Source organism: Cellulomonas cellasea (genome assembly GCF_030372105.1).
Lineage (GTDB): Bacteria > Actinomycetota > Actinomycetes > Actinomycetales > Cellulomonadaceae > Cellulomonas_A > Cellulomonas_A cellasea_A.
This window is the reverse complement of sequence record NZ_JAUDBQ010000015.1, coordinates 27,378-51,705: the sequence shown is the minus strand read 5'-3', so window position 1 is coordinate 51,705 and position 24,328 is coordinate 27,378. Positions and strand designations below refer to the sequence as shown.

The following is a 24,328-nucleotide window of genomic DNA, read 5'->3' as shown; positions in this document are numbered from 1 at the left end:
TCGCGGCCCCGGGACGACGACGTCGCACAGGGCCCGGTCCCCCCGGGCCGCCGCGACCCCCGACGACGAGGCAGGGCGACGATGCGCTACGGCCACTTCGACGATGACGCGCGCGAGTACGTCATCACCCGGCCCGACACCCCGCGGGCGTGGAGCAACTACCTGGGCTCGAGGCTGTACGGCGGCATCGTCACGCAGAACGCCGGCGGGTACAGCTTCTACCGGTCCGGCGGTGCGGGGCGGCTGCTGCGGATGCGGTTCAACGGCGTGCCGCAGGATGAGCCGGGCCGGTACGTCTACCTGCGCGACGACGTGACGGGCGACTTCTGGTCCGCGTCGTGGCAGCCCGTCGGCAAGCCGCTCGAGGGGCCGAACGCGTACCGCGCGACGATCCGCCACGGGCTCGGCTACTCGGTGCTCGAGTCGTCCTACGCGGGCATCGACACCGAGATGACGATGTTCGTGCCGCGGGGCCAGGCGTTCGAGCACTGGTCGCTGCGCATCACGAACACCGGCGACGAGCCGCGGGCCATCTCGGCGTTCTCCTACGCGGAGCTCGCGAACGACTGGGGCTTCCGCCAGGACCTGGAGAACCTGCAGTACAGCCAGTACGTGGTCCGGGCCGGTTACCGCGACGGGTTCATCCACCGGGTCAACCGCACGCGCGCCACCTCCAGCGAGTGCTGGTTCACGCTCAGCGGCGCCGAGGTCGCCTCGTTCGACACCGACCGCGACGCGTTCCTGGGCGCCTACCGCACCACGGCGGCGCCGCTGGCCGTCGAGAAGGGCGAGTGCTCCGGCAGCGAGACGTGGGGCGACAACGCGTGCGCGTCCCTGCACACCCGCCTCGAGCTGGCCCCCGGCGAGACCCGGCACATCGTCTTCACCCTGGGCGTCGGCTCCCCCGACGCGCCCTGGGACGACGGCGACAGTGTGCTGTCCCCACGCCGGGACCTGGTCGCGGACCATGCGGCGCCCGCGCGGATCGCCGCCGAGGTCGACGCGTTGCGCGACGAGTGGGCCGCCCGGCTCGCGCCGTTGCAGGTCAGCACACCGGACCCGCAGCTCGACTCGATGGTCAACGTGTGGCACGCCTACCAGACGCACATGACGTTCAACTGGTCCCGCGGGGTGTCGCTGATCGAGGCGGGCGACCGTGACGGCCTGGGCTTCCGGGACACCGCACAGGACATCCTCGCGGTGGTGCACTCCATCCCCGACACCGCCCGCGAGCGCCTGAACCTGCTGCTCACCGGCCAGACCGCCGAGGGCGGCGCCCTGCCGCTGGTGCACCCGCTGACCCATACCCCGGGCAAGGAGCGCGCCCCGGAGCTGGAGGAGTACCGCAGCGATGACGCGCTCTGGCTGCCGATGTCCGTCACCGCGCTGGTCAACGAGACGGGCGACCTGGACTACCTGTCGACGATCCTCCCCTACGCCGACGCCGGCGAGGACACCGTGCTGGGCCACCTGGTGCAGGCGCTGCGCTTCTCGTTGGACCACCGCGGCGCGCACGGGCTGGTGCAGGGCCTGGCCGCCGACTGGAACGACTGCCTCCAGTTCGGCGTCGAGGGCGAGTCGATGTTCTCCACGTTCCTGCTGGCCAACGGGCTGCGGGCGGTCAGCGAGCTGGCGGCGCTCATCGGGCAGGGCTCCGTGGCGGCGTGGTGCGTCGAGCAGCTCTCGTTGCTGCTGGAGGCCATCGAGGGCGCCTGGGACGGCGAGTGGTACGTGCGCGGCATCTCGGCCGTCGGGGTGCCGCTCGGCTCCGCGGACGCCGACGAGGGCCGCATCTACCTGGAGCCCAACGTCTGGGCGGTGATCTCGGGGGCGGCGAGCCCCGGGCGCGCCCGGCAGGCCATGGACGCCGTCCACGAGCACCTGGCCTCCGAGCACGGGGTCGCCCTGTGCGCTCCCCCGCATACCCGCCCGCTGGACGGCGTCGGGCTGTCGCTGCTCGTCTTCCCGCCCGGGCACAAGGAGAACGGCGGCATCTTCTGCCACGCGAACTCCTGGGCGGTGGTCGCCGAGGCGATGCTGGGCCACGGCGAGCGCGCCTACGACTACTACCGGGCCTACCTGCCCGCCCGCTACGACGACGCCGCCGAGCAGCACCAGACCGAGCCGTACGTGTACTCCCAGTTCACGCACGGCCCGTCGTCGCCGCGGTTCGGGCAGTCCCGCAATCCGTGGCTCACCGGCGCCGCGAGCTGGACGTACGTGGCCGTGACGCAGCGCATCCTCGGCGTCCGGCCGGTGCCCACCGGCCTCAAGGTGGACCCGTGCGTCCCGGCTGGGTGGGACGAGTTCACCGTGCGACGGGACTTCCGCGGGCGATCGGTGACGATCCACGTCACCAACCCAGACGGTGTGAACAGAGGAGTGCTCATGCTCAGCGTCGACGGCACGGCAGTGGACGGGGACATCGCGCCCACGGACCTGCTCCAGGACGGCTCGCTCGTCGAGGTGGTGCTCGGATGAGCGGCGCCCCGGTCATCGAGCTCGAGTCGTCGGGCTGGCGCCTGGGCGTCCTGCCCCACAGCGGCGCGTCCCTGTCCCACGGCCGCGTGCTCGTGGACGGCCAGTGGCTCGACCTGCTGCGCCCCACCCGCGCGACCGCCCACGGCAACCCCGAGCTGTGCTCCAGCTTCCCGATGGTCCCGTGGTCCAACCGCGTGCGGGACGGCCTGCTGCGCTTCCGCGGGCGCACCTGGACGCTGGCCCACAACGGCTCCGACGGCACCGCCATCCACGGCGCCACCCGCCACCACACGTGGGACGTCACCGAGCGCACCGCTGACCGCGTCGAGCTGGCCTTCGACAGCCGGAGCCTCGTCGGCGTGAACTTCCCGTGGCAGTTCCGCGCCGTCATCGCCTACGCGCTGGACGGCGACCGGCTGACCGTGACCACCACCGTCGAGAACGTCGACACGGAGCCGTTCCCCGCCGGGTTCGGCCACCACCCGTACTTCGAGCGGCGGCTGCGGCCCGTCGAGCAGCACGGGACACCCGGCCCCGAGGAAGAGGCAGGCGGCTCCGACGCAGTGCTCGAGCTGCCCTTCGACCGCGCGTTCCCGCTGGTCGCCGGCATGGCCACCGGGCCCGCGGGCGAGATCCCGCCGCGCGCGGACTACCGCGCCGCCCGGGTGGTGGGCTCCGACTTCGTCGACGACGTGCTCACCGCGCAGCGCGACGGCGAGCCCGCAGCCCGCATCGCCTACCCCGACCACGGGCTCGGTGTGCGCCTGGACATGGACCCCGTCTACGAGAGCCTCGTGGTGTACGTCCCGCGCCGCCGCGCCTACTTCGCCGTGGAGCCCGTGACCAACGCCAACGACGGGTTCGGGCTCTTCGAGGACGGCGTTCCCGGAACGGGCGTGTTCGTGCTCGATCCCGGGGAGTCCCGCACCGGGGCGTTCAGCCTCACGCTCGAGCGCTGACACCCTCCGCCACGCCCCCGGCCGACGCGATCCGTCGCCGGGGGTACGGCGCAGCGGCTCGGGCAGGTATATTGGTCGGCGCGTGGCCGACGTCGACCGTCCGGCCGTCGCGCGGGTGTAGTTCAGTGGTAGAACTTCAGCTTCCCAAGCTGATAGCGCGAGTTCGATTCTCGTCACCCGCTCCGAGGTAGAACCCGCAGGTCAACGTCGCTAACGAGATCAAGGCGAACTGGCTCGCCGTCGCCTCGGCGTACGAGCGCGGTCGCGCTGGCGGCGGAACAGCAGATGGACGCGGCGCGGACTGCGGCGGCGCAGCGCGCCATGGGGCTGTGGCGCCACTGCGCGGCGTATGCCAGCGCTGGCCGCTGCGCGCCGCGGCGAGCGGGTCTACCGCCGGTCCGCTCGGGTAGGCGCGGGCGTAGCGCTCGCATGCGTGGTCCCACGTCCGGGCGCGCCGAGGACCCACGAGGGAGGTGCTCGTCGAACCCTCGGCGTCATCACCGCAGGTGTCGACGGTATGTGCTGGTGCCGGCAGAGTCAGTGGTCGGCGGGGACCTGATCCTCGGGGCGCACGATGACGGCACCATCGATGCCGGCATCGTCGATATCGTCCGCGAACCGCGTGCCGCGCTCGGCGCGCGGCGTCTGGCGGCGGCCGTAGACCGGGTTGCCGGCCAGTAGCGCGTGCACCCGCCCGCGCGTGACGCCCATCGCGGCGGCGATCGCGGCGATCGGCATGCCCTGGCCGCGCAGTTCGGTGATCGCGGTGGTGCGGGCCTCACGCAACTGCTGTGTGACTCCACCCTCAGCGGCGAGCAGGCGATCTATCTCGGTGAGCTCACGCAGGCGCTCCATGGGGTCGATGGCTGCGGTCGCGTGCGCCACGAGCGCCTCGAGGAGTTCGGGGGCGGTAGCGTCTGCGAGCGTGCGCGAGCGCCGCTCCACGGTGGGGGCAGGGGATCGCCCGGGGCGCGACTCCATGCCCTAACGCTAGGTGGAGACGCGCACTCATGTCCATAGACTATGGACATGAGTGCCAACCGCGCCCACGCTGGAGTATGAACAAACGTTCGAACGGAGCGCCGACCATGAACAAGAAGACCGTCATCCTCAGCATCACCGCCACCCTCGCCGTCATCGCGGTGGGCTCGGGCGTTCTGGTCGGCTGCTCCTCGGACGACACCACCCCGGCCGTACCCGCAGCCACCGAGACGCCCGCGACCGTCGAGACCCCTGCGGCGCCCGCAGTCGAGACCCCGGAGATCACCATCCCGGACATCGGCTCGGCCATCACCACCCCGGAGGAGGAGGCGGCGGCGAAGGCAGCCGGCCTGGGCGTCTACCAGACCTCGGCTGGCGCACTCGTTGTGGTTGACCCGGCCGCACCGGCCGCCCAGGTCATCATCGACGACGCGCTCGCCACCGGGAACGGCGCCGAGGTCGCCGCCACCTCGGCACAGTCCGATGCCAACTTCGAGGCCATCACCGTCGTCGCGCAGCGCGCGTACGAGGCAACGGGCAAGAAGCTCGCGTTCATCGTCAAGCGCGGTAGGTACCTCGAGACCGGTGAGCGGGAGAACGGCTGGGACTTCTACTCGTTCATCTCGCCCACCGCGACGGAGCTTCGCATCTCCGCGCCTGGACGGCACTCCACCAGCGAGAGCGCGATCGCCTTGGTTCAGGAGCGCATCGCGGCACAGCCCGACCCGTCGGCCTACGAGATCATCGACCTCACGAAATAAGCCCTCCACGAAGAAGCCCTCCACCCCTTCTCGGGTGGAGGGCTTCTTCGTGCTCGCTGGCGATCAGACGCCTGTGTTACCGCCACACGCGAACGTTCCAGTGGTCCACTGCTCATCGCCGTTCGAGCGCTTCTGGGCCCACACACGCCACTTGCCGCCACGCTTGTCGTCATCGTGGAACAACCACTGGGCCGTGAACGGGCTCGGCGTGTAGTAGTCAGGACCGAACGTGTTCAACCATCCCACCTTGAGCGCGTCAAGCTGCCCGGACTTACAGGTCGCCGGCGGAGGGGTGCTGACCCAGGTCGGCGGCGGAGGCGGAGGATCGGCGACGGTCACAGACCCGCACGTCACGTTCGACGTGTAGTTGAGCCCGTCAGTGGCGCGCGCGTACCCGGTGTGGGTCACGGCTCGCGGATCTCCAGGAGATCGTCGAGGCCGGTGAAGTCCCGGACATTGCGGGTGACGAGCCCGGCGCCGTGCGCATGCGCGGTCGCTGCGATCAGCAGGTCGAACGCTCGAGCGCGTGGCTGCCGGCCCGCTTCGACGGCCTTCGTCGCCAGGAGGGCGTAGCTCGACGCGACCGCATCGTCGATCGGTAGCGCCGCCAGGGCGCTCTCCGCGCTCGACAGGACCCGCATCCGCGCCGCCCGCGTCTCGGGAGTGCGCGCGATCAGGACCCCGAACCGCAGCTCGGCGAGCGTTGCCATGCTGATCGCCGCTTCGACGCCTGCGTCGGTGGGCACCAGGCCGTCGATCAGGATGTTCGTGTCGAGGATCAGCCTCATCGGTCGGCGCCGCGCTCGAACGGGTCCGCGATGTCACCGTCGACGAGTGCCATGTCCTGGTCCCACTGCGCGTCCTGCACGCCCGGGAACAGCGGCGCGAGCTCACGGACCGGGCGCCACGTCGGCCGCGTCTCGGTGTGCGGAACGAGGTCCGCGACCGGTCGCCCATGCACGGTCACCACGAGGCGGTCGCCCCCCTCGACCCGGCGAAGCACACCAGACGCGTCCTGCCTGAGTTCGCGCACCCCGACGGTCTCCATGAGTACCAATGTAGCACCGTGTGCTACACCGCACCCGGGCGCTCGGGCCGCGGCCCGTTTCCCGCTGCGCAACCGGCTCATGCACGAGGGCTTCTCGGCGGAGGAGGCCGAGCTCGCGCTGCGCGACGCAGGCGCCCGTCCCGGCGCCCCCGCCCCTGGCCATGACCCCCCGGCCCAGGGCTTCCCACCGGCGACCGGCCGCACGCCGTACCTCCTGGGCCTACTCGCCTGGCTGCCGATCCCGTTCTTCAGCGTGCTCATCGCCGGGGTCGCGATGGCCGCGGTGTATCCACGTCAGCGCAAGCTCTCGGCGCTCGCCGCCGAGAACGCGCGTCGGGCCGCGAACTGGGGCCTGACGTATGCGCTCGGCACCGTCCTCAGCATCGCGACGACCATGCTCGCGGTCCTCCTGACCGCGCCGGACACCCCCGACCCGGACGCGGGCCCGTGGCAGATGGTGTTCCTCTCGCCCATTCTCGTGTTGGGCGTCATGCACCTCGTGATCACCATCCTCGGCCTGACGCGCACGTCGCGCGGCCAGGTGTTCAAGCCCCCGGCCCTCCCCTTCTTCCGCGCCGCCACCGACGTCGAGCGGGTCGGCTAGGCCGAGACCGGCGGCCGCAGGCCCGGTCAGGCGAGCTCGAGCGCCCCCGCGGTTCCGAGCAGCACGTCGAGGACGGCGGCGACGGCGGGCCCGGGCTCGCGCCGGGTGGCGCGGTGGCGGGCGACGAGCCGCCGGGAGCCGAGGCCGGGCACCGTCACGACGCTGATCCCCTGCGGGATCTCGCCCTGCAGCGCGAGGGCGGGGAGCATCGCGACGCCTTGGCCGGCGGCGACGAGGGACAGGGCGACGTCGAAGTCGTAGTACTGGTGGCGGGTGCGGACGCGCTCGCCGAGCAGGGTGGCGACGCGGTTGAGCGCGCGGTCGGCGGCAGTGCCCGGCTCGGCGCCCACCCACAGGGCGTCCCGCAGGTCGTCGAGCTGGGTGGGCGTGGCGACGGCGGCGGGCACCACGAGCCGCCACGGCTCCTCGAGCAGGACGGTGTCCCGGACGCCGCGCGGCACTGTGGCGTCGGCGTCCTCGTCGCGCTCGAGCAGCACGATGTCGGCGTCGCCCTCGCGGAGCCGGCGCAGGGCCACGGCGGGCTCGCGCTCCTCGATGATCAGCTCGACGCCGGGGTGGCGCTCGCTGACGACTGTCGCGGCGGGGCCGACGACGGCGCGGATCGCGGTGCGGAACGCGGCGATGACCACCCGCCCGGACACCTCGCCGGCGAGTGTCGCGATGGCTTTGCGGGCCTCGACGAGCTCGGCCTCGATGCGTTCCGCCGATTCGGCGAAGACCCGCCCGGCGGGGGTGAGGGTGACGCCGCGCGGCCCGCGGTCGAGCACCTGGACGCCCTCCTCGGACTCGAGCCTGGCGATCTGCTGCGAGACGGCCGACGGTGTCACGCGCAGCACGTCGGCGGCGGCGTGCACCCCGCCTGCACGGTGCACGGCGAGCAGGACCGCCAGGCGGCGCGCGTCGGTGGACATGGGGGAATGCTAGGCCTGCACGCGGCCTTCCGCCGTTCGGCCACCTGCGGCTTCACCTGCGCTTGAGGCGCCTTTGGGCCGTTCGCGGGGCGCGCTGGACCCGGCCGATATCGTTCAGTTCTACTTACCAGTGGTTGCAATAAAGTTCACTTGTGCTGAACTGCATTCCGCCCACAGAATGATGCCGAGCCGCCGCGTGAACCTCCGCGGGGCCCTCAAGAACCGTGTTCTCTGGAGTGGGTCGTGCACGTCTTCATCACCTCGCTGGGCTGGATCGGCGCCCTCGTCTGCGTCACGGCGTACGGGCTCGTCTCGCGGGGGACCTGGTCGGCGTCGTCCACCCGGTACCAGGTGGCCAACACGATCGGCGCCCTGCTGCTGTGCGTGGTCGCCGCCCGCTCGCAGGTGTGGCCCTCCGTCGCCTCGAACATCGCCTGGGCCCTGATCGGCGCCCATGCGCTGACCGCTGTCGTCCGGGGCCGCCGCGCTCCTGCCCCCGCCGACGCCCAGACTCCGGCGCCGGCCGTCGCGACCCCTGCCGACGACGCCACGACGCGCCTGCCCCTGGTGCCGACCCAGGCCTCCGAGCCCCGCGTGCCGGCCCCCGCGTCGCACCTCACCGCCGACGACCTGGCCCACCTGCCGCCGAGCTCGGTCACCCTCGTCGCCTGACGGGCGCTCAGCCCTCGGCCGCTCAGCCCTCGGCCACGCGCCCCTCGGCGAGCAGCATCTGCCGCAGCAGCCCGGCCAGCTCGGCGCGCTCCCCCGCGTCGAGGGCGTCGAGCAGGGAGTCCTCGAAGGCGAGGTAGCGGGGCAGCAGCTCGGCGAGCCTGCGGGCGCCCTCGGGCGTCGGGGAGATGAGGAAGCCGCGCGCGTCGTCGGGGTTGACCACACGCTCGATCCAGCCGCCGTCCTCGAGCCTGCGCAGCCGCTTGGTGGTGGCGGGGCCGGTGAACAGCAGCGCCCGGCGCAGGTCGCCGGGGCTGAGCGGCCGGTCGCTGCGGCACAGCGCGGAGACGACGTCGAACTCCGCGCGGGTCAGGTCGTGCGGGGCGAGCCAGTCCTCGCATCGAGCCAGGATCATCGGCGCGAGCCGCAGCAGCCGCCCGATCACGCCCATCGGCGCGACATCCAGCTCGGGTCGCAGCTCAGCCCACCGGGCCTGCATGTGGTCCACGGCGTCGAGCGCCTCGGACTCCGCCGCCGATTCCCTGCTCATGGCCCCTCGATCCCGCGCCCGGGCGACGCATTAGTTCACGTGTAAACTACCTGACGCACTCCGCGCGCCGCTGCGCGCCGTCGAGGAGCATCACCCACCCGCCACCCCCTGGGAGGTCCACGCCGCGTGTCCATCGCCGCCCACCTGCCGCGCGCCCATGATCTCGTGCGCTTCGGCCCGCACAACGACAGCCACGCGGTCGCGGCGCGGGCCGGGATCTCCGTCGCGGCGCCCCTGCTCACGCTGACCGCCACCGGTCACGCCGGCTGGGCCGTCTACGCCGCGTTCGGGGCCTTCGTCTCGCTGTACGGCAGGATGCACGGCCACCGGCACCGCCTGCACACGCAGCTCGCCGCCTCGGCGGTCCTCGTCGCGGCGGTCACCCTCGGCGCGGCCATCGCGACGATCCCCGCCACCGGGACGCTCCGCGCCGGAGTCCTCGTGCTCGGCTGCGCCGCGATGGCGACGGTGGCGTCAGTGGTGGGCGACCTCACCCGGTGGCACCCCGTCGGTCCGCTGTTCGCGGTGTTCGCCGTGGCGACCTGCGCCGAGACGCATGGCTCCGGCCGCGACATCCTGACCGCGTGCGCCGTCGCGGCCGCGTCGGCGATGTTCGCGACGGCGATCGGCCAGGCCGGCCGGCTCAGCCGGCGCCGCCGCACACGGCCCCGCGCGCTCGCCCAGGTCGGCGGGCTCACCGTGCTCCGCGAGCCCACGGTGGTGAGGCATGCGCTCCGCTACGGCGGCGCCATCGTCGTCGCCGGCGCGCTCGCCACGTCGGTGGGCATCGGGCACCCCGGATGGGCGATGGTCGCCGCCGTCGTCCCACTGTCCGTGCCCGACACACCCACCCGCCTGCTCCGCGCCGCCCATCGCGTCGTCGGCACGCTGCTCGGCGTCGTCGTGGCGGCCGCACTGCTCCACCTGCGCCTCGACGGGTGGGAGCTCATCGCGCTGATCGTCGCGCTGCAGGTCGTCACCGAGCTGTTCGTCGGGCGGAACTACGGGTTCGCCATGCTCTTCATCACGCCGATGGCACTGCTGATGTCGACGGTCGCGGGACCCGTCGACGTCGGGCCACTGCTGCGCGACCGCGCGGTGCAGACCGTTATCGGCGCCGCGGTGGGCATCGGCATCGCGCTGCTGTCCTCCGAGCACCGAGCCTCGGTCCTGGCCGCCCGAGCCGAGCCCCCGGCCCCCGCGCCGGCGAAGACGCAGGGGACGAGCGCCACCTGACGCCGGTCAGGCGCCGCGGGCCTCGAGCAGCTCCGCCAGCAGCGCCTCGACCCGCCCGCGGATCTCGTCCCGGATGGGCCGCACAGACTCGATGCCCCGCCCGGCCGGGTCCTCCAGCACCCAGTCCTCGTACCGCTTGCCGGGGAAGATCGGGCAGACGTCGCCGCAGCCCATCGTGATGACCGCGTCGGAGGCCCGCACGGCATCCGGGGTCAGCACCTGGGGCTGGGCGGCGGCGATGTCGATGCCGACCTCGGCCATGGCCCGCACCGCCACGGGATTGATCTGCTCAGCGGGCATCGAGCCCGCCGAGCGCACCTCGACGGCGCCGCCGGACAGCGTGGACATGAACCCCGCGGCCATCTGGGAGCGGCCGGCGTTGTGGACGCAGACGAAGATCACGCTGGGCTTGTCGGTCATCGGGAGCTCCTGGCAGGGGTCGAGGCGTGCACGGGGACGGCTGTGGACGACGTGGGCACACGGGGGACAGTCGGATCGCCAGGGAACCACCGCCGCCCCGCCCACAGGGCGACATAGACGAGCCCCACGAGCACAGGCACCTCGATGAGCGGACCGACGACGCCCGCGAGCGCCTGCCCGGACGCCGCCCCGAAGGAGGCGATGGCCACGGCGATCGCCAGCTCGAAGTTGTTGCCCGCGGCAGTGAAGGACAGGGTCGTGGTGGTGGCGTAGCTCATCCCGAGCACGCGGCCCAGGGCGAATGCCCCGCCGAACATCAGCACGAAGTAGGCCAGCAGCGGCAGCGCGATGCGCGCCACGTCGAGCGGGCGACTCAGCACCGCCTCCCCCTGCAGGGCGAACAGCACGACGATGGTGAACAGCAGGCCATAGAGCGCCACCGGCGCGATCCGCGGCAGGAACCGCTGCTCGTACCAGTCCCGGCCGCGCCGGCGCTCGCCCAGTGTCCGGGTGAGGTAGCCCGCGACGAGCGGGACGCCCAGGAACACCAGGACGGACATGGCGATCGACCCCACCGAGAACTGCGTGGAGGTCGTGGCGAGCCCGAGCCACCCGGGCAGCACCTGCAGGTAGAACCAGCCCAGGCCCGCGAACGCGACGATCTGGAACACGGAGTTGATCGCGACGAGCACCGCCGCGGCCTCCCGGTCCCCGCAGGCGAGGTCGTTCCAGATCAGCACCATCGCGATGCAGCGCGCCAGCCCCACGATGATCAGGCCGGTGCGGTACTCAGGCTGATCGGGCAGCAGCAGCCAGGCGAGCGCGAACATCAGCGCGGGCCCGACGATCCAGTTCAGCGCGAGCGACGCCACGAGCAGCCGGCGGTCGCCGGTGACGCGGGCCGTCTCGGTGTACCGGACCTTGGCCAGCACCGGGTACATCATCACGAGCAGGCCGATGGCGATCGGCACGGACATCGAGCCGACCGTGACGGCCTGGAGCGCGTCGCCCAGCGCCGGGACGGCACGCCCGAGCAGCAGGCCGAGCGCCATCGCGGCGAGGATCCACACGGGCAGCAGGCGGTCCAGGGCGGACAGCCGCCGCAGCACGGGCTCGGCCGCGGCCGGCGCCTGGCTCACGCGGGCTCGGCCCACGCGGGCTCGCCTCACGCGGGCTTCGTCGCGCGGACGATGGCGCCGTGCATCCCGTCGGCGACCTCGTGCGTGAACGTGACCTCGGGGTCGACGAACCCGGCCGCCCGCAGGCCGTCGAGGTACTCGGCGCGAGACAGCGCCCCCGCGATGCAGCCGACATGCGAGCCGCGCTCGGCGCGGTCGGCGGGGCTGAGGTGGTCCTCGGCGACGACGTCGGAGATGCCGATCCGCCCTCCGGGGGCCAGCACGCGGTGCGCCTCACGCAGCACGGCGGGCTTGTCGGTGGACAGGTTGACGACGCAGTTCGAGATGACGACGTCCACGCTGGCGTCGTCGAGCGGGAGGTCCTCGATGGCGCCGTGCAGGAACTCGACGTTCTGCACTCCGGCGCGCTCGGCGTTCGCGCGGGCCAGGTCGAGCATCTCCTGGGTCATGTCCACGCCGTACGCGTAGCCGGTGGGGCCAACGCGTCGGGCGGAGAGCAGCACGTCGATGCCGCCGCCGGAGCCCAGGTCGAGCACGCGCTCGCCGGGCGCCAGGTCGGCCACGGCCGTCGGGTTGCCGCAGCCGAGCGACGCGAGGAGGGCCTCGGCGGGCACCTGGTCGGCCGAGGCCGCGTCGTACAGCGCGCCGCCGAACTGGTCGTCGAGCGCGAGCTCGGTCCCGGCGCAGCACCCGCCCGCGCTGTCGCCACCCTGCGTGGTCACGGCGAGGGCGGCTGCGGCGTAGCGCGCTCGGACCTGCTCGCGCAGCCCGATCTGCTGGTCCTGCTGCCCGCTCGCTGCTGACTCGGTCATGGCTTCCTCCATCGATGGGTGTCGATATGAGGATGGCGCCATACATCGACGGCCGTCAATATCGACAGCGCGGATCGGGCTGGCCATACTGGCCAGATGACCGCCAGCGCGACCCCCAGCGTGGACACCGCCAGCACCGCCTGCTGCGCCACGCTGACCCACGAGCCGCTCTCCGCGCCCGACGCCGCCGCCCTGGCCCGCACCCTCAAGGCGCTGGCCGACCCGGCGCGGCTGCGCCTGATCTCCCTCGTCGCCTCCCACGAGGGCGCCGAGGCCTGCGTCTGCGACCTCGTCGAACCCCTCGGCCTGAGCCAGCCGACGGTCTCCCACCACCTCAAGGTGCTCGTCGACGCCGGACTGCTCACCCGCGACAAGCGCGGCGTCTGGGCCTACTACGCGCTCGTCCCCGGCGCGCTCGACGCCGTCGCCGCAGCCCTCACCAGCCCCGCCGCGCCGCGGTCATGACGCGGCAGTCATGACCGAGCGCGCGCCACACGCCGCGAGCGCGCCCGGCGTCGCCACCCCGCTCGCCATCGCTCCCCTGACCGCCGAGCACTGGCCTGCCGTGCGGGAGATCCACGCCGCCGGCATCGCCACCGGCGCCAGCACCTTCGAGAGCGCGCCGCCCACCTGGGAGGACTTCGACGCCGGCCACCTGGCCGATCAGCGCCACGTCGCCCTCGACGCGCGCGGCCAGGTGCTCGGCTGGAGCGCGGCCTCCCCCGTCTCGTCCCGATGCGTGTACGCCGGAGTCGTCGAGGACTCCGTCTACGTCGCGCCCAGCGCCCACGGCCGGGGCGTCGGGCGGCTGCTGCTCGACGCCTTGGTCGCCTCCACCGAGGCCGCGGGCATCTGGACGGTCCAGGCCGGCGTCTTCACGGCGAACACCGCGAGCCTCGCGCTGCACGCCGCCGCCGGGTTCCGCGTCGTCGGCGTCCGCGAGCGCATCGGCCACATGACACACGGCCCCTACGCCGGCCGGTGGCTGGATGTCGCACTGCTCGAGCGGCGCAGCCCGCACCTCTGACCGCCAGCGATCGGCCGCCGAACACGCGGGCCCGATGCCCCCCGAACGCCGGGGTCCTGCCGTCATCATGGGTGAGGGGCCGGTGCCGGCTCGCCACGGCGACGGGAGGGCGGGCAGATGACCGATCTGCTGTCCTCCCCGCCGCTGCCCGGCGCGGAGCCGTCGACGGGCGACGGGCCCGACTGGTCCTGGCTGCCCGACGCGGCGAGCGCCCCCACCGATGCCGACATCGCGCGGTACCGCGCGCAGGCGGCCCGGCTCCTCGCTGACCACGGGGTGAGCCACGGCAGCGACGACACGCAGAACGGCTCCCGCGACTGGCGGCTCGACCCGGTGCCCGTCGTCGTGCACGAGCAGGAGTGGGCCGCCCTGGAGGCAGGCCTCGTGCAACGCGCGGAACTGCTCGACGCGGTCCTGGCGGACCTGTACGGCCCCCAGCAGTTGCTCCGCGACGACCTGCTGCCGCCTGAGCTGGTGCTGGGCCATCCCGGGTTCCTGCGCGCGGCGCACGGGCTGCCGTCGCCCGGCGCGCGCCGGCTCGTGCTCAGCGCCACCGACCTGTGCCGTGATCCCGCGGGCGCGTGGACGGTCGTGGCCGACCGGACGCAGGCCCCGGCCGGCGCGGGCTACGCGATGGAGGACCGCCGCGTCGTGGCCCGCGTGCTCGCCGGGGTGTACCGGCAGGCGCCCATCCAGCGCATCGGGCCGTTCTTCCACGCATTGCGGCTGGCGCTGGGCGACGCGGCGCCGCAGGGCGTGGACGAGCCGCGCGTGGTGCTGCTGACCTCTGGCCCGTACAGCTCGACGGCCTTCGACCAGGCCTACCTGGCCTCGATGCTCGGCCTGCCGATGGTCGAGGGCAGCGACCTGGTGGTGCGGGACGGCCGGGTGTGGGCCCAGGGCGTGGACGGCGCGGAGCAGGTGGACGTGGTGCTGCGTCGCATCGACGACGACCTGTGCGACCCGCTCGAGCTGCGCGCCGACTCCCGGCTCGGTGTGCCGGGCCTGGTGCGCGCGTTGCGGGCCGGGTCCGTGGGGGTGGTGAACCCGCTCGGCACGTCGGTGCTGGAGAGCCCCGGGCTGCTCGCCTGCCTGCCGCGGCTGGCCCGGGCGGTGCTCGGCCAGGACCTGCTCCTCGGCTCCCCCGCCACGTTCTGGTGCGGGGAGGAGTCCGCCCGCGCGCACGTCCTGACGCGCCTGGACCGGTTGACCCTGCGGCCCACCACGCCGAACGGCACGCCTGTGGACGGCTGGCTGCTGGGCCGTGCCGAGCGCGACGACCTCGCCGACCAGATCCGCGCCCACCCCGACCTGTGGGTGGGCCAGGAGCCCATCGGAGCCATCGACCCCGCCGTGGGCTCGGCACAACTCCGCGCGTTCAGCGTCGCGCATCGCGGCGACTACCAGGTCATGCGCGGTGGCCTGGCACGCCTCATGCCCGGAGCCGCCCAGCCCGACGCCACCGCCCCCGGACACGTCGCCAAGGACGTGTGGGTGGTGTCCTCCGAGCCGGACACCAGCCCCGACTCGTGGGTGCATGGCGACGCGGCGCCGCAGCGCATCCCCACCGGCCTGTCCCCCCGCACCGCGGAGAACCTCTTCTGGATGGGCCGCTACGCCGAGCGCGCCGAGGGCACGGTCCGCGCCCTGCGCGCCGCCGTGGACCGGTGGGAGGACTTCCACCGCGCGCCGGGGTCTGTGGGCGGGCGGGCGCTGGCGGTGCTGCTCGCGGCCCTCGACGCGGACGAGCCCCGGGCGTGGCTGGCCCGCGCCTCCGGGACGCGGGACCCACACCCCTCCCCTGCGGCGACCACCGACCTGCGGAGCCAACTCCTCGAACGGTGGCGGCCGGGCACTGTCGCCTGGTCGGTGCGGCGCCTGGCGGAGGCCTCCGCGGCGGTGCGCGATCAGCTCTCCCAGGACACCTGGCTGCCGTTGGCCAGCATGGAGCGCGCGCTCGCGGACGCCTCCGCCGAGGACCGCGGCCGCCCTGACCCCGCGCGACGCGGCGACCCGGGCGCCACCGGCATGGGCCCGGTGCTGGACCGGCTGCTGGAGGCGCTGCTCGCGGTGGCCGGCATCAGCGCCGAGAGCATGGTGCTCGACGCGGGCTGGCGCCTCCTCGACGCGGGCCGCCGGACCGAGCGCGCCCTGGGGGTGGTCGACTCCCTGGACCGGGCCCTGACCACCCGCCGCGCCGACGACGTCGACTCGCTGGTCATCGAGTCCGTGCTGCTCGCGCACGAGTCGATCCTCACCTACCGCCGCCGCAACCAGTCGCGGGCGAGCGTCACCACGGTGCTCGACCTGCTGCTCACCGACGCGTCGAACCCGCGCTCGTTGGCGTTCCAACTCGGGCGGCTGCGCGAGGACCTGGCCGCGGTCCCCGCCGCCCAGGAGTCGCTCGACCAGTGCGACCGGCTGCTGCAGGACCTCGCCGACCTGCTCACCGAGCTGGACACCACGGCGGTGGCCCTCGCCTCGGAGGACGGGCGCCGCGACCGGCTCGCCGACGCGCTCGAGTCACTGCGCTGGCGGCTGCGGTCCGTCGCCGACGAGATCAGCCGGGTGTACTTCGCCCACCCGACGCCGAGCCGCGCCTTCGACGAGGTGTGGGGCGCCGGCGAGGCAGGCGGCCGCGAGACGGGCGGCGGCGAGACGGGCGGCGGCGACGGCCGCGCCGACGACGAGGCCCCGGAGGCGGCCCGATGAGCGCCGCCCGCCCGGCGCGGACGTATGCCGTGTGGCACCGCACCACCTACCGGTACACCGAGCCGGTGACCCGCTCCTACGGGCGCACCACGCTCATCCCCCGCGACCTTCCCGATCAGCGCGTCCTCGACTCCACCGTCACGGTGGACCCCGCGCCGGCGGACACGGACGCGCACCGCGACTACTTCGGCAACGGGTCGACGTACTTCGCGGTGACGGCGCCGCACCGCGAGCTGGTCGTCACGGCGCGGTCCACCGTGGCGGTCTCCCGGGTGGCGGCCAGCGTGGAGAGCCTGCCCGACGTCGGCTGGGAGGACGCCTCCCGCGCGGCGCGGGCAGCCCTCGGCAGCGCAGCCGGCGCCGATGGTCGTGACGGCCATGGGGACGCCGCCGGCCGCGACCTGCTCGCTCTCCGCGAGGCGGTGCTGCCGTCGCGGCATGTCGTGCTCTCCGCCGGGGTGCGGGCCTGGGCGGCGCCCACGTTCACCCCGGGCCGCCCTCTGAGCGAGGTGCTCGTCGAGCTCACCCATCGCATCCGCACCGAGCTCGCCTACCGCCCGGGCTCCACCACTGTGGGCGCCACGCAGGCCGAGGTGTTGGCCCAGGGCGCGGGCGTCTGCCAGGACTTCGCCCATCTGATGATCGCGGCGTTGCGCGTGCACGGCCTGCCCGCCCGGTACGCGAGCGGCTACTTGGAGACCTCGCCCCCGCCGGGCCGCCCGAAGGTGCGGGGCGCCGACGCGTCGCATGCGTGGGTGTCCGCCTGGGCGCCAGGCGCCGGGTGGGTCGAGGTGGATCCCACCAATGACCTGTTCGTGGGCGACCGGCACGTGGTCCTGGGGTGGGGCCGCGACTATGCGGACGTGCCGCCGCTGCGAGGCGTGATCTTCACGGAGGGCGCGGGCTCCGAGCTGGCCGTGTCGGTGGACCTGGAGTTGTTGTCCACTGGGCCGTCAACAGGCATGTCCACAACTTGACCCGCAGAAATACGCGGAGAACACAGGGCTGTGGACAACATCTGTGGATAACTGCCCTCTGAGGGCCTCCACCGGCCCTCAGCGCGGTGGCGACGGGCGATCAGCGCTCTAGGCCGCGCGCCCGCACGCCCAACTCCGCGGGTCCCACCAGGAACCCCCCGTCGTCGACCACGACACCGCCCACTGCCGGCATCAGCGCTCCCACCACCCGCGCGACCACCGGCGCCACCCGGCTGCGGGCGATCAGGTGCGAGGTCGTCGGATGCGGGCTCTCGAGCTCCTCGGGGTCCGGCGGCGCCCATCGGACCGCGTACGCGAACGGGCCGTGGTCGCGCCAGCCGATCGAGTCGAGCACCCTCGGGCCCGGAGCCCTGCCGAACCGCAGCCGCACCTCGCCGTCGTACTCGAACCGCGCGACCATCTCGTACGGCGCCACCGCCGAGCCGCCGACGGCGGGAACCGGGGTGGACCCCGAGGCGGGAGAGGGCGGGGCCGACATGCTGACCCGCGCCCCGGGCAGCCGTGGGCGCACCAACCGCACGAGCGCGTCCACCGGCAGCGCCACCGCCGACCAGAGGGTCAGATCCACCACCATCGCCGCGTCGTACGTGGAGATCGTGGACCGATCCGGGGCGACCACCGCTCCCCCGGCATGCCGCGCGGCGGCGGTGAGCCATCGCGTCACCTCGGGCGGGGGCAGCGCTCCGCTGTGCTCGACCTCGTAGCCGTCCAGCAGCCAGGAGCCCGCACGGGAGCCGCGCGCCGGCGACGGCGCCTCGAGGGGATGGGGCCCCGACAGCACCGCGTCGTCGGCGATCCGGAGGATGCCCGGCTCGGCGGCGGCGGCCTGCGCGAGGCCGCGGAACCGGGCCCCGGCCATCGGCCGTGCGGACCGTTGCGCCTGGGCGGCGGTGACCGGCGCCCGGTCCCAGGCCGCGTGGGGGAACCACGCCCCGGCGAGCGCGAGCACGTCGAGTCCTTGCGGCAGGCCGAGCACGGGCCCGCCCATGACGCCGGGCGTGAGGGTGAGCATGCGGCGGACGGTACTGACGTGATGCTGCCGGGAGGTTTCCACTCCGTGTGCGCCGTGGGTCGAGCGCTCCGGACGGCCGTCCACCGGTGCGTCCACAGGTTCGCGCGCTTGAGCGTCGCTCTGTGCACACAGGTGTGGACAGAGCCTGTGGATAACTACGTGGGGGTCAGCCCCGCACGTCGTGCAGGTGGTGGACCACGTCGTGCAGGAAGTACTGCTCGAGGGTGCGCACCGTGAACGCCGACCCGTTGCTCCGAAGCCCCGGCCGGTCGAGGTCCGCCTCGCGCACGCCGTCGAGCAACGCGGCGAACGCCTCCGCGGCGTCTGCCAGCTCGTCGGCCACCACCGCCGGGTCCTGCAGGTCGTAGCGCTGCTCCACAGCCGTCGCGTCCTGGTCCCAGTTGTCGAACAGCGGATCGTCCTCGGTGAGGATCCGACGCAGCCGCTCCGCGAAGAGCAGGTGCACATCGCGCACGTGCGCGCCGTACTCGAGCACCGACCACGTCGTCGGATCGGGGCGAACCTGCACGTCAGGGCGGTGCAGAGCGGCAACCCACCGCGGCGCCATGTCCCGCACCGCGCCGCCGAGCGCGGCCGGCGGGACCTCGTCGGGGCGGAACCCGCACTCCTCACAGCCGACGCCCAGCACAGCGGTCCAGTCCTTCGTGTCGGGCACGATCGGCGGGGCGGCCTGGGGCACCTCGGGCACTGGAGACGTCATGCGCGCACCTTATTCCCCGCCTTCCGGCGCAGGGCAAGGGCGACTGCGCGATCACACGTTGGCCCGGCCTGCCCGCAGTCCGCTCAGGGTGCCGCACGTCTCCCCCCGGGCGTGCGGCACCCCGGCGGTCCAACCCAGGAGTCAAGCCCCTGGGCTGGAGTCGGAGACCCCCACGACCTGGATCTCCGCGGCGGGTCAAGCCGGTAGAAACCACCGTAAAGGGCTGCACGTTGCAGCCGGGTTGCAGTTTCCGACCAATCTGACGGGAATTCTCCCCAGCTTGTCCACAGGCCCCTGGGCGCGGCTCCGCGCACCCCCAACGGCAGCCGGCTCACCGGCGAAGGTGCCTCGCGGGACCCACCCCGAGCTCGCGGGAGAGCAGGTCGAGGCGGCCGTGCGCCCGCGCCCAGCGCGGCGAGCCGGTGGTCGACAGGCGCGCGAGGGCCTGCCACGCCTGCCAGTCCTCCGCGCCCTCGTCCGTCGCCACCCACCGCTCCAGCGCGCGGGGATCCTGGGAGGCGAGCACCGACGCGCGCAGCTCGGCGCTCAGCTCCGCGCGCAGCCGCTCCACCCCCGGCGCGCGGGAGCGCACCAGCATCGGCCCGGGATAGCTCGCCAGGGCTCCCAACACGTCACCCGACGCGAGCGCCGTGCGGACCGCGTCCGCGTCCGTGTACAACGGCACCGCCAACCGGTACGGCCGCGACTCGCCCAGCAACGGCCCCACGGCCCGCCGCAGCCGCCACACCTCGGCCCGCACCGTCACATCGCTCAGGTGGTCCTGGTGCAGGTGCACCGCGAGCTCCTCGCCGCTGAGCCCACGCGGGTTCGCGGCGAGCAACAGCAGCAGCTCCGCGTGGCGCAGGCTCAGGCTCTTGGAGGCGCCCGGGTCCGGCCCGTGCAGGATGCCCGCGTTCTGCCCCAGCACCTCGAGCCGTGCCGTGCCGGGAGCTCGAGGCCCGACGCCGGCCCGCGGATCCTGCTCCCCGGCGCCGATGCGCAACGCCCCCGTCGCGGCGGCCAGCTCCAGCTCGACAGCCATCACCGTGGCGCGCACCAACGAGAGCATGAGGCCCGACGCGACATGGTCGCCGCCCGTCACGTCGAGAACCCCGAGCACCCGACGCGTCGCGAGATCACGCACCGGGACCGCCGAGCAGCTCCACGGCTGCACCGAGCGCGTGAAGTGCTCGGCGGAGAAGACCTGCAACGCGCGCCGCGCCGCGATGGCAGTTCCCGGCGCATTCGTCCCGGCGTATTCCTCACCCCACGACGCGCCCTCCACAAACCCGACGCGGTCGACGGCCTTGCGCACCTTGCCGTCGCCCTCGACCCACAGCAGGCGCCCCACGTCATCAGTGAGCGCCGTGACGATCCCATCGCCCACCGCCCCGTCGACGAGCAGCCTGCGCACCGCCGGCATGGCCGCCGCCAACGGGTGGTCGCGGCGGTAGGCGACAAGCTCAGCGGTGGTGAGGTCGACGGGCGCCAGCGGCTGCTCGGGGTCCACGCCATTGCGCGCGCTGCGCCGCCACGAGCTCGCGACGACGGGGCGCACGGCGTTCTCGAGCGCGCCAGTGGTCACGAATGCCTCGTGGGCCGAGCGCAGGCTGGCCGCGAGGGCGGAGGGGTCCACCCCAGGTGGAACGGCGGGCACTTCTCGTCGGCGCATCACACACCCTTCCCGACCTCGTCGTCGAGCGGCTGTCGTCGAGTGATTCGTCCCGATTCTAGATCGATAGTGGCAAATGGCGAAAGAAGACGCTTTCGCCGTGGAATTCGAGGCGCTGGCTTCCCCCACATGACGAGAACGGCGCCGATCGGTCAATTCCGCAACCGATCAGCGCCGCTCTCCTGCTGGTGACGTTGGCGTCAGCCCTCGAGTCGCGCCGTCACCGGCGCGGACGCCCGCGCGCGTCGCCGTGCGACGAGCACCAGTGCGCCACCGAAGGCCACCAGCAACAACGCGTAGGCGAGCGCGTCGAGGTCGCCACCCGTGGTGGCCAGCACCCCGCCCTTGCCGTACTTCGACAACGCCGCGCCGGACGCGGCCGTGCAGTCCGTCTCGGCGCCCCGCGGCAGCGTGAACGACACCGGGTCAAGCGCCGCGCCCGCGGCATAGAAGCCCTCGAACGCCGGGGCCGCCGCGGCGGCGAGCGTCGCGGGGACACCCTGCCACGTCAGCTTGTCGCCGGAGCGCGAGGCCGTGCCGTCGCCGAGGCGCAGCGTCGCCACCGCGATGCCCGAGTAGGACTTCTCCGCGGTGCGCACATCCGCCACGAGCGTCGCGGACGTCGCGCTGTTCACCTGGACGCGCGGGTTCGAGATGGTCACGTCCAGCACGCCACCGTGGCCGGTGAACCGCACCGACCCGGCGTAGGCCGCGCGGCCCACACCGTCATTCGTGTTGAACGTGCCGCTGCCGCCGCTCCACGTCCACGGCCCCGAGCCGGAGACGCCCGTGGCGGTGATGGAGCCGTTGGCGATGCTGCCCGTGATGTAGTCACGGAAGTCGCTCTTGAAGCCCCAGGTGAGCGTGGCGCCGGAGACGACGCGCGCCACGCAGACCGGCGCCGCTGCCGCGACGGTCACCGGGAACGCGACCTGGCGGCCATCGGCGGCGATCACCACGAGGTGGTGGCTGCCTGCGGGCGTGTTGGCCGGGAGCGTCACGGTGGCCCGGACCGTGCCCGTCGCGTCGGCCGTGAGGCCGGTGGCGAGGACGATCGGGTCGGAGTGCAGCTCGAGGCGGATGCCCGTCTCGTTCGGCTGGAAGCCGCTGGCGACGATCGTCACCGACTGGCCAGCGGTCACGCCGCCGCCGGCCGGGACGCCCTCGACGGCCAGCACCGGGGGCGCCTCGGGCGTCGGGGTCGGCAGCGTGCCGCCGGTGGACTTCGTGGCGAACGTGATCGGCCCGGAGACCGCGTCAAGCGACCGGTCGAAGCCCGAGCAGGCGTGCGCGCAGAAGACCGCCGCGACGTAGGTGGAGCCCGCGGCCGCCGTGCCGGCCTTGATGGTGAGGGTCGTGGTGAACGAGCCGTCCGCGGCGATCCGCGCCGCCGGGACGTAGGCCTGGGCCGCCCAGCCGTCCTGCGACGGAGCCGTGCCCGGGGTCCACTGCCCGGCCGTGCCGAGGTTGACGTAGACGCCCTGGTAGGCGAGCGCCCCCGCGAAACCGGCGCCGGTGACGGTGATCTTCTGGTCGACCGTCGGGTCGAGGTTCGTCGCCGGGCTCACCGTCAGGCTCGGGGCTGTCGGGTCGGTGGGCTGCTCGGGCTCGGGCGCCACCGGGGCCGAGGTGTAGTTGACCGGGATGAAGATCTCCTGGTCGGCGTTGGTCGTGCCGCCGGCGGCGTAGGTGTACACGCCGACAGTGCCGCCCTCGATCAGCTTGGGCTCGGCGATGGTGAGCGTCGCCGTGAACGTGCCGTCAGCGGCCAGCGGGACCCACTCCTTGCGGATCGCGGGCTGCATCGCCTCGCTGACCTGCGTCAGGACGGACTCGGGGAGCACCCAGCCCTGCGTCGTGCTCGTGCGGACCCCGGAGGCCGTGGTCTGCGAGGGGCGCCAGACGGCGGCCGTCGAGCCGAACACCACGTACGCGCCCTGCGGGAGGGTCTTCGGGATCGGCATGCCGCGGCCACCGACGTTGGCGTTCGGGTCGTAGCCCTTGCCCTTGACGACGATCGTGTCGCCGGCGCGGACGGCCGTGTTGCCGAGCGGCGTCGTGCCGTCAGCGGCGTAGACCGTCAGCGCGGGGGTCCACGTCGTGGGCTCCGGGTCGGGGCTGGGCGACGTCGAGGGTGAGGGCGACGGCTCCGGGCTCGTGGTCGGCGACGGCTCCGGGGACGAGCTGGGCTCCGGCGACGGGGTGGGCTCCGGCGCTGTCGCGTAGGCCACCGGGACGCTCAGGTTCTGCGTCCGGTCGGCGAACGCGCCCTGGCCGTGCGCCTTGGAGACGTAGATGCTGACGCCCTCGCCCGCCGGCGCAGGGGCAGTCAACGTGACGCTGAAGGAGCCATCCGCACCGAGCGGCGCGGTGGTGGCGCTCGCCGCCTGGCCCTGCGCCACCCACACCGTGCTGGCGATCGTGGCCTGGTAGAAGTTCGCGGCGCCAGTGGCGCCGAGGCCGACGTACACCCCGACCGCGTCCACAGCGAAGCCCGTGCCGGTGATGGTGATCTCGCCACCACCTGCGGCGGCTGTCGAGACGTCGATGCTCGGCCCCTCGGCGGCGTTCGCCACCCCGGCCAGTCCGACGACGGCCGTGGTGGCGGCTATCGCGGCCGCGGTCAGCGCGGCGAGGACTCGCCCGGCGGACCGGGCCCTCCTATTTCCTGTCAGCACAGGAGAGCTCCTTCAGTTCGGGCGCGGTCAGACGCCGGGGATGGGCGAGAAGTGCGGATGCGGTTGCGCGTGGAGCAGGGTGCGGGTGGTGCGGGCGGTCAGTTGGCGCGGGGGCTGGCCGGGTCGTCGTCGGCGGCCTGGGCGGCGAGCGCCCCCCGATGGCGACGGGCCAGCAGGAGGCCGCCGGCGATGGCAGCCAGGAGCACGACGCCGATCGCCCCGGCGACGAGGGGGCCGTTCACGCCCGTGTCCTCGTCAGCCTCGGCGGTGGCGTCGACGGGCTCGGCGCTCTCGGCCTCGTCGGCGACGCCCTCTGTCGGCTCGGCGGCGGGCGTCGCGTCGGCAGCGGGGGTCTCGGTGGCGGGGGTCTCGGCGGCGCCGTCGGCCGCGAAGGTGATGGGGATGAGCACGTCCCCGGTGCGGTCGTCCGCGCGGGTGTGGTCGTAGCGGACGGTCACAGCGCAGGAGACCTCGCGGCAGTCCACCCCGGCGACGGCGTCCTCGGCGACGGCGGGCAGGGTGACCTCGAACGTGCCGCCGGGCCCGAAGGGCGTCGTCAGCCCCGCGGCGTAGCTCGGCGGGTTGGAGGAGACCCAGGCGGAGCCGCCCGCGGTCCCCTCCATGTCGACGCCGCCGAGGCACGGCGTGGGTGTGGCGCCCGGGCCGTTGTCGACACAGATGGCGACGTAGATCCCCTTGGACTCGTCGAATCCGGCGCCGCTCACCGTCACGGCCTGCCCGGGCGTGAGGCCGTCGGTCTGCGAGACCGTGAGGTCTCCGGCCGGTGCGGCGGACGCGGCGGTGGCGCCCGTCATCGCACAGGCGACGAGGGCGGTCACAGCCAGGAGGCGTCGGGTGAGGTCACGTCGTTCCACGAGCCGGACCGTACTACGACTTAGGCTTACCTTCCTAATGT

At 73.6% G+C, this 24,328-nt stretch carries 24 protein-coding genes and 1 tRNA gene; 11 read left to right on the top strand and 14 right to left on the bottom strand.

The window, feature by feature from the left end; genetic code table 11:
- Window positions 1–81: 81 nt before the first annotated feature.
- The 3 genes from QUV83_RS14085 to QUV83_RS14075 all read left to right on the top strand — a co-directional run bounded on the left by QUV83_RS14085 (window position 82) and on the right by QUV83_RS14075 (window position 3,622).
- Entirely contained in the window at window positions 82–2,481 is a 2,400-nt protein-coding gene (locus QUV83_RS14085; protein WP_289565404.1) for a GH36-type glycosyl hydrolase domain-containing protein, read from the top strand.
- Window positions 2,478–3,440, top strand: a complete 963-nt coding sequence (locus QUV83_RS14080) for an aldose epimerase (RefSeq protein ID WP_289565403.1) — start codon at window positions 2,478–2,480, stop codon at window positions 3,438–3,440. Before QUV83_RS14085 ends, QUV83_RS14080 begins: the two co-directional genes overlap by 4 nt.
- Before the next feature lie 111 nt (window positions 3,441–3,551).
- Window positions 3,552–3,622: transfer RNA gene (locus tag QUV83_RS14075), tRNA-Gly, on the top strand.
- Window positions 3,623–3,977: 355 nt separating this feature from the next.
- Here the strand turns inward: QUV83_RS14075 and QUV83_RS14070 are convergent.
- Complete coding sequence (locus QUV83_RS14070) at window positions 3,978–4,421, bottom strand: hypothetical protein (RefSeq protein ID WP_289565402.1); 444 nt, start codon at window positions 4,419–4,421, stop codon at window positions 3,978–3,980.
- Window positions 4,422–4,528: 107 nt separating this feature from the next.
- Here QUV83_RS14070 and QUV83_RS14065 point away from each other — a divergent pair, with 107 nt between their 5' ends.
- Complete coding sequence (locus QUV83_RS14065; RefSeq protein WP_289565400.1) at window positions 4,529–5,182, top strand: hypothetical protein; 654 nt, start codon at window positions 4,529–4,531, stop codon at window positions 5,180–5,182.
- A gap of 63 nt (window positions 5,183–5,245) precedes the next feature.
- On the opposite strand, the gene QUV83_RS14060 is transcribed toward QUV83_RS14065, so the two are convergent.
- From QUV83_RS14060 to QUV83_RS14050, 3 genes are read right to left on the bottom strand one after another with little or no spacing between them, the layout of a single operon-like run.
- A complete protein-coding gene (locus QUV83_RS14060; protein WP_289565399.1) occupies window positions 5,246–5,590 on the bottom strand; it encodes a hypothetical protein in 345 nt (114 codons plus the stop codon).
- On the bottom strand, window positions 5,587–5,970 hold the full coding sequence (locus QUV83_RS14055; RefSeq protein ID WP_289565398.1) for a PIN domain-containing protein: 384 nt from the start codon (window positions 5,968–5,970) through the stop codon (window positions 5,587–5,589). The genes QUV83_RS14060 and QUV83_RS14055 overlap by 4 nt, the downstream gene beginning before the upstream one ends.
- Window positions 5,967–6,230 carry a type II toxin-antitoxin system Phd/YefM family antitoxin gene (locus QUV83_RS14050; RefSeq protein WP_289565397.1) on the bottom strand — a complete coding sequence of 88 codons (264 nt, stop codon included), beginning with the start codon at window positions 6,228–6,230 and terminating at the stop codon, window positions 5,967–5,969. The genes QUV83_RS14055 and QUV83_RS14050 overlap by 4 nt, the downstream gene beginning before the upstream one ends.
- Before the next feature lie 79 nt (window positions 6,231–6,309).
- On the opposite strand from QUV83_RS14050, the gene QUV83_RS14045 reads away from it, so the two are divergent.
- Window positions 6,310–6,834 (top strand): DUF4870 domain-containing protein, encoded by a 525-nt coding sequence (locus QUV83_RS14045; protein ID WP_289565396.1) that lies wholly within the window; start codon window positions 6,310–6,312, stop codon window positions 6,832–6,834.
- Window positions 6,835–6,860: 26 nt separating this feature from the next.
- Here QUV83_RS14045 and QUV83_RS14040 read toward each other — a convergent pair whose 3' ends face one another.
- Window positions 6,861–7,766 carry a LysR family transcriptional regulator gene (locus QUV83_RS14040; RefSeq protein ID WP_289565395.1) on the bottom strand — a complete coding sequence of 302 codons (906 nt, stop codon included), beginning with the start codon at window positions 7,764–7,766 and terminating at the stop codon, window positions 6,861–6,863.
- A gap of 243 nt (window positions 7,767–8,009) precedes the next feature.
- Here QUV83_RS14040 and QUV83_RS14035 point away from each other — a divergent pair, with 243 nt between their 5' ends.
- A complete protein-coding gene (locus QUV83_RS14035) occupies window positions 8,010–8,438 on the top strand; it encodes a CBU_0592 family membrane protein (RefSeq protein WP_289565393.1) in 429 nt (142 codons plus the stop codon).
- Between the two features lie 22 nt (window positions 8,439–8,460).
- On the opposite strand, the gene QUV83_RS14030 is transcribed toward QUV83_RS14035, so the two are convergent.
- Window positions 8,461–8,985 carry a MarR family winged helix-turn-helix transcriptional regulator gene (locus QUV83_RS14030; protein ID WP_289565391.1) on the bottom strand — a complete coding sequence of 175 codons (525 nt, stop codon included), beginning with the start codon at window positions 8,983–8,985 and terminating at the stop codon, window positions 8,461–8,463.
- 126 nt (window positions 8,986–9,111) lie between these two features.
- On the opposite strand from QUV83_RS14030, the gene QUV83_RS14025 reads away from it, so the two are divergent.
- Window positions 9,112–10,221 carry an FUSC family protein gene (locus QUV83_RS14025; protein WP_289565390.1) on the top strand — a complete coding sequence of 370 codons (1,110 nt, stop codon included), beginning with the start codon at window positions 9,112–9,114 and terminating at the stop codon, window positions 10,219–10,221.
- 6 nt (window positions 10,222–10,227) lie between these two features.
- Here QUV83_RS14025 and QUV83_RS14020 read toward each other — a convergent pair whose 3' ends face one another.
- Genes QUV83_RS14020 through arsM form a run of 3 tightly spaced genes read right to left on the bottom strand, consistent with a single transcriptional unit; the run spans window position 10,228 to window position 12,592 of the window.
- Window positions 10,228–10,641 carry an arsenate reductase ArsC gene (locus tag QUV83_RS14020; protein ID WP_289565388.1) on the bottom strand — a complete coding sequence of 138 codons (414 nt, stop codon included), beginning with the start codon at window positions 10,639–10,641 and terminating at the stop codon, window positions 10,228–10,230.
- Entirely contained in the window at window positions 10,638–11,780 is a 1,143-nt protein-coding gene (gene arsB, locus QUV83_RS14015; RefSeq protein ID WP_289565386.1) for an ACR3 family arsenite efflux transporter, read from the bottom strand. The genes QUV83_RS14020 and arsB overlap by 4 nt, the downstream gene beginning before the upstream one ends.
- 26 nt (window positions 11,781–11,806) lie before the next feature.
- On the bottom strand, window positions 11,807–12,592 hold the full coding sequence (gene arsM, locus QUV83_RS14010) for an arsenite methyltransferase (RefSeq protein WP_289565384.1): 786 nt from the start codon (window positions 12,590–12,592) through the stop codon (window positions 11,807–11,809).
- A 96-nt stretch (window positions 12,593–12,688) separates the two neighbouring features.
- Between arsM and QUV83_RS14005 the strand changes: the two genes are divergently transcribed.
- From QUV83_RS14005 to QUV83_RS13990, 4 genes are all read left to right on the top strand, one after another.
- Window positions 12,689–13,057 (top strand): ArsR/SmtB family transcription factor, encoded by a 369-nt coding sequence (locus QUV83_RS14005; protein ID WP_289565383.1) that lies wholly within the window; start codon window positions 12,689–12,691, stop codon window positions 13,055–13,057.
- A gap of 10 nt (window positions 13,058–13,067) precedes the next feature.
- Window positions 13,068–13,619 carry a GNAT family N-acetyltransferase gene (locus QUV83_RS14000; RefSeq protein ID WP_289565381.1) on the top strand — a complete coding sequence of 184 codons (552 nt, stop codon included), beginning with the start codon at window positions 13,068–13,070 and terminating at the stop codon, window positions 13,617–13,619.
- A 117-nt stretch (window positions 13,620–13,736) separates the two neighbouring features.
- Window positions 13,737–16,331 carry a circularly permuted type 2 ATP-grasp protein gene (locus tag QUV83_RS13995; RefSeq protein ID WP_289565380.1) on the top strand — a complete coding sequence of 865 codons (2,595 nt, stop codon included), beginning with the start codon at window positions 13,737–13,739 and terminating at the stop codon, window positions 16,329–16,331.
- Entirely contained in the window at window positions 16,328–17,308 is a 981-nt protein-coding gene (locus tag QUV83_RS13990) for a transglutaminase family protein (RefSeq protein ID WP_289565378.1), read from the top strand. The genes QUV83_RS13995 and QUV83_RS13990 overlap by 4 nt, the downstream gene beginning before the upstream one ends.
- Before the next feature lie 100 nt (window positions 17,309–17,408).
- On the opposite strand, the gene QUV83_RS13985 is transcribed toward QUV83_RS13990, so the two are convergent.
- The 5 genes from QUV83_RS13985 to QUV83_RS13965 form a co-directional block, all read right to left on the bottom strand.
- On the bottom strand, window positions 17,409–18,341 hold the full coding sequence (locus tag QUV83_RS13985; protein ID WP_289565376.1) for a hypothetical protein: 933 nt from the start codon (window positions 18,339–18,341) through the stop codon (window positions 17,409–17,411).
- Window positions 18,342–18,507: 166 nt separating this feature from the next.
- On the bottom strand, window positions 18,508–19,062 hold the full coding sequence (locus tag QUV83_RS13980; protein WP_289565375.1) for a DinB family protein: 555 nt from the start codon (window positions 19,060–19,062) through the stop codon (window positions 18,508–18,510).
- A gap of 331 nt (window positions 19,063–19,393) precedes the next feature.
- Window positions 19,394–20,734 (bottom strand): transcriptional regulator, encoded by a 1,341-nt coding sequence (locus QUV83_RS13975; RefSeq protein WP_289565374.1) that lies wholly within the window; start codon window positions 20,732–20,734, stop codon window positions 19,394–19,396.
- Window positions 20,735–20,934: 200 nt separating this feature from the next.
- Window positions 20,935–23,412: an HtaA domain-containing protein gene (locus QUV83_RS13970; RefSeq protein WP_289565372.1), complete on the bottom strand. Its 2,478-nt coding sequence runs from the start codon at window positions 23,410–23,412 to the stop codon at window positions 20,935–20,937.
- A 98-nt stretch (window positions 23,413–23,510) separates the two neighbouring features.
- Window positions 23,511–24,287 carry a hypothetical protein gene (locus QUV83_RS13965; protein WP_289565370.1) on the bottom strand — a complete coding sequence of 259 codons (777 nt, stop codon included), beginning with the start codon at window positions 24,285–24,287 and terminating at the stop codon, window positions 23,511–23,513.
- Between the last annotated feature and the right edge of the window lie 41 nt (window positions 24,288–24,328).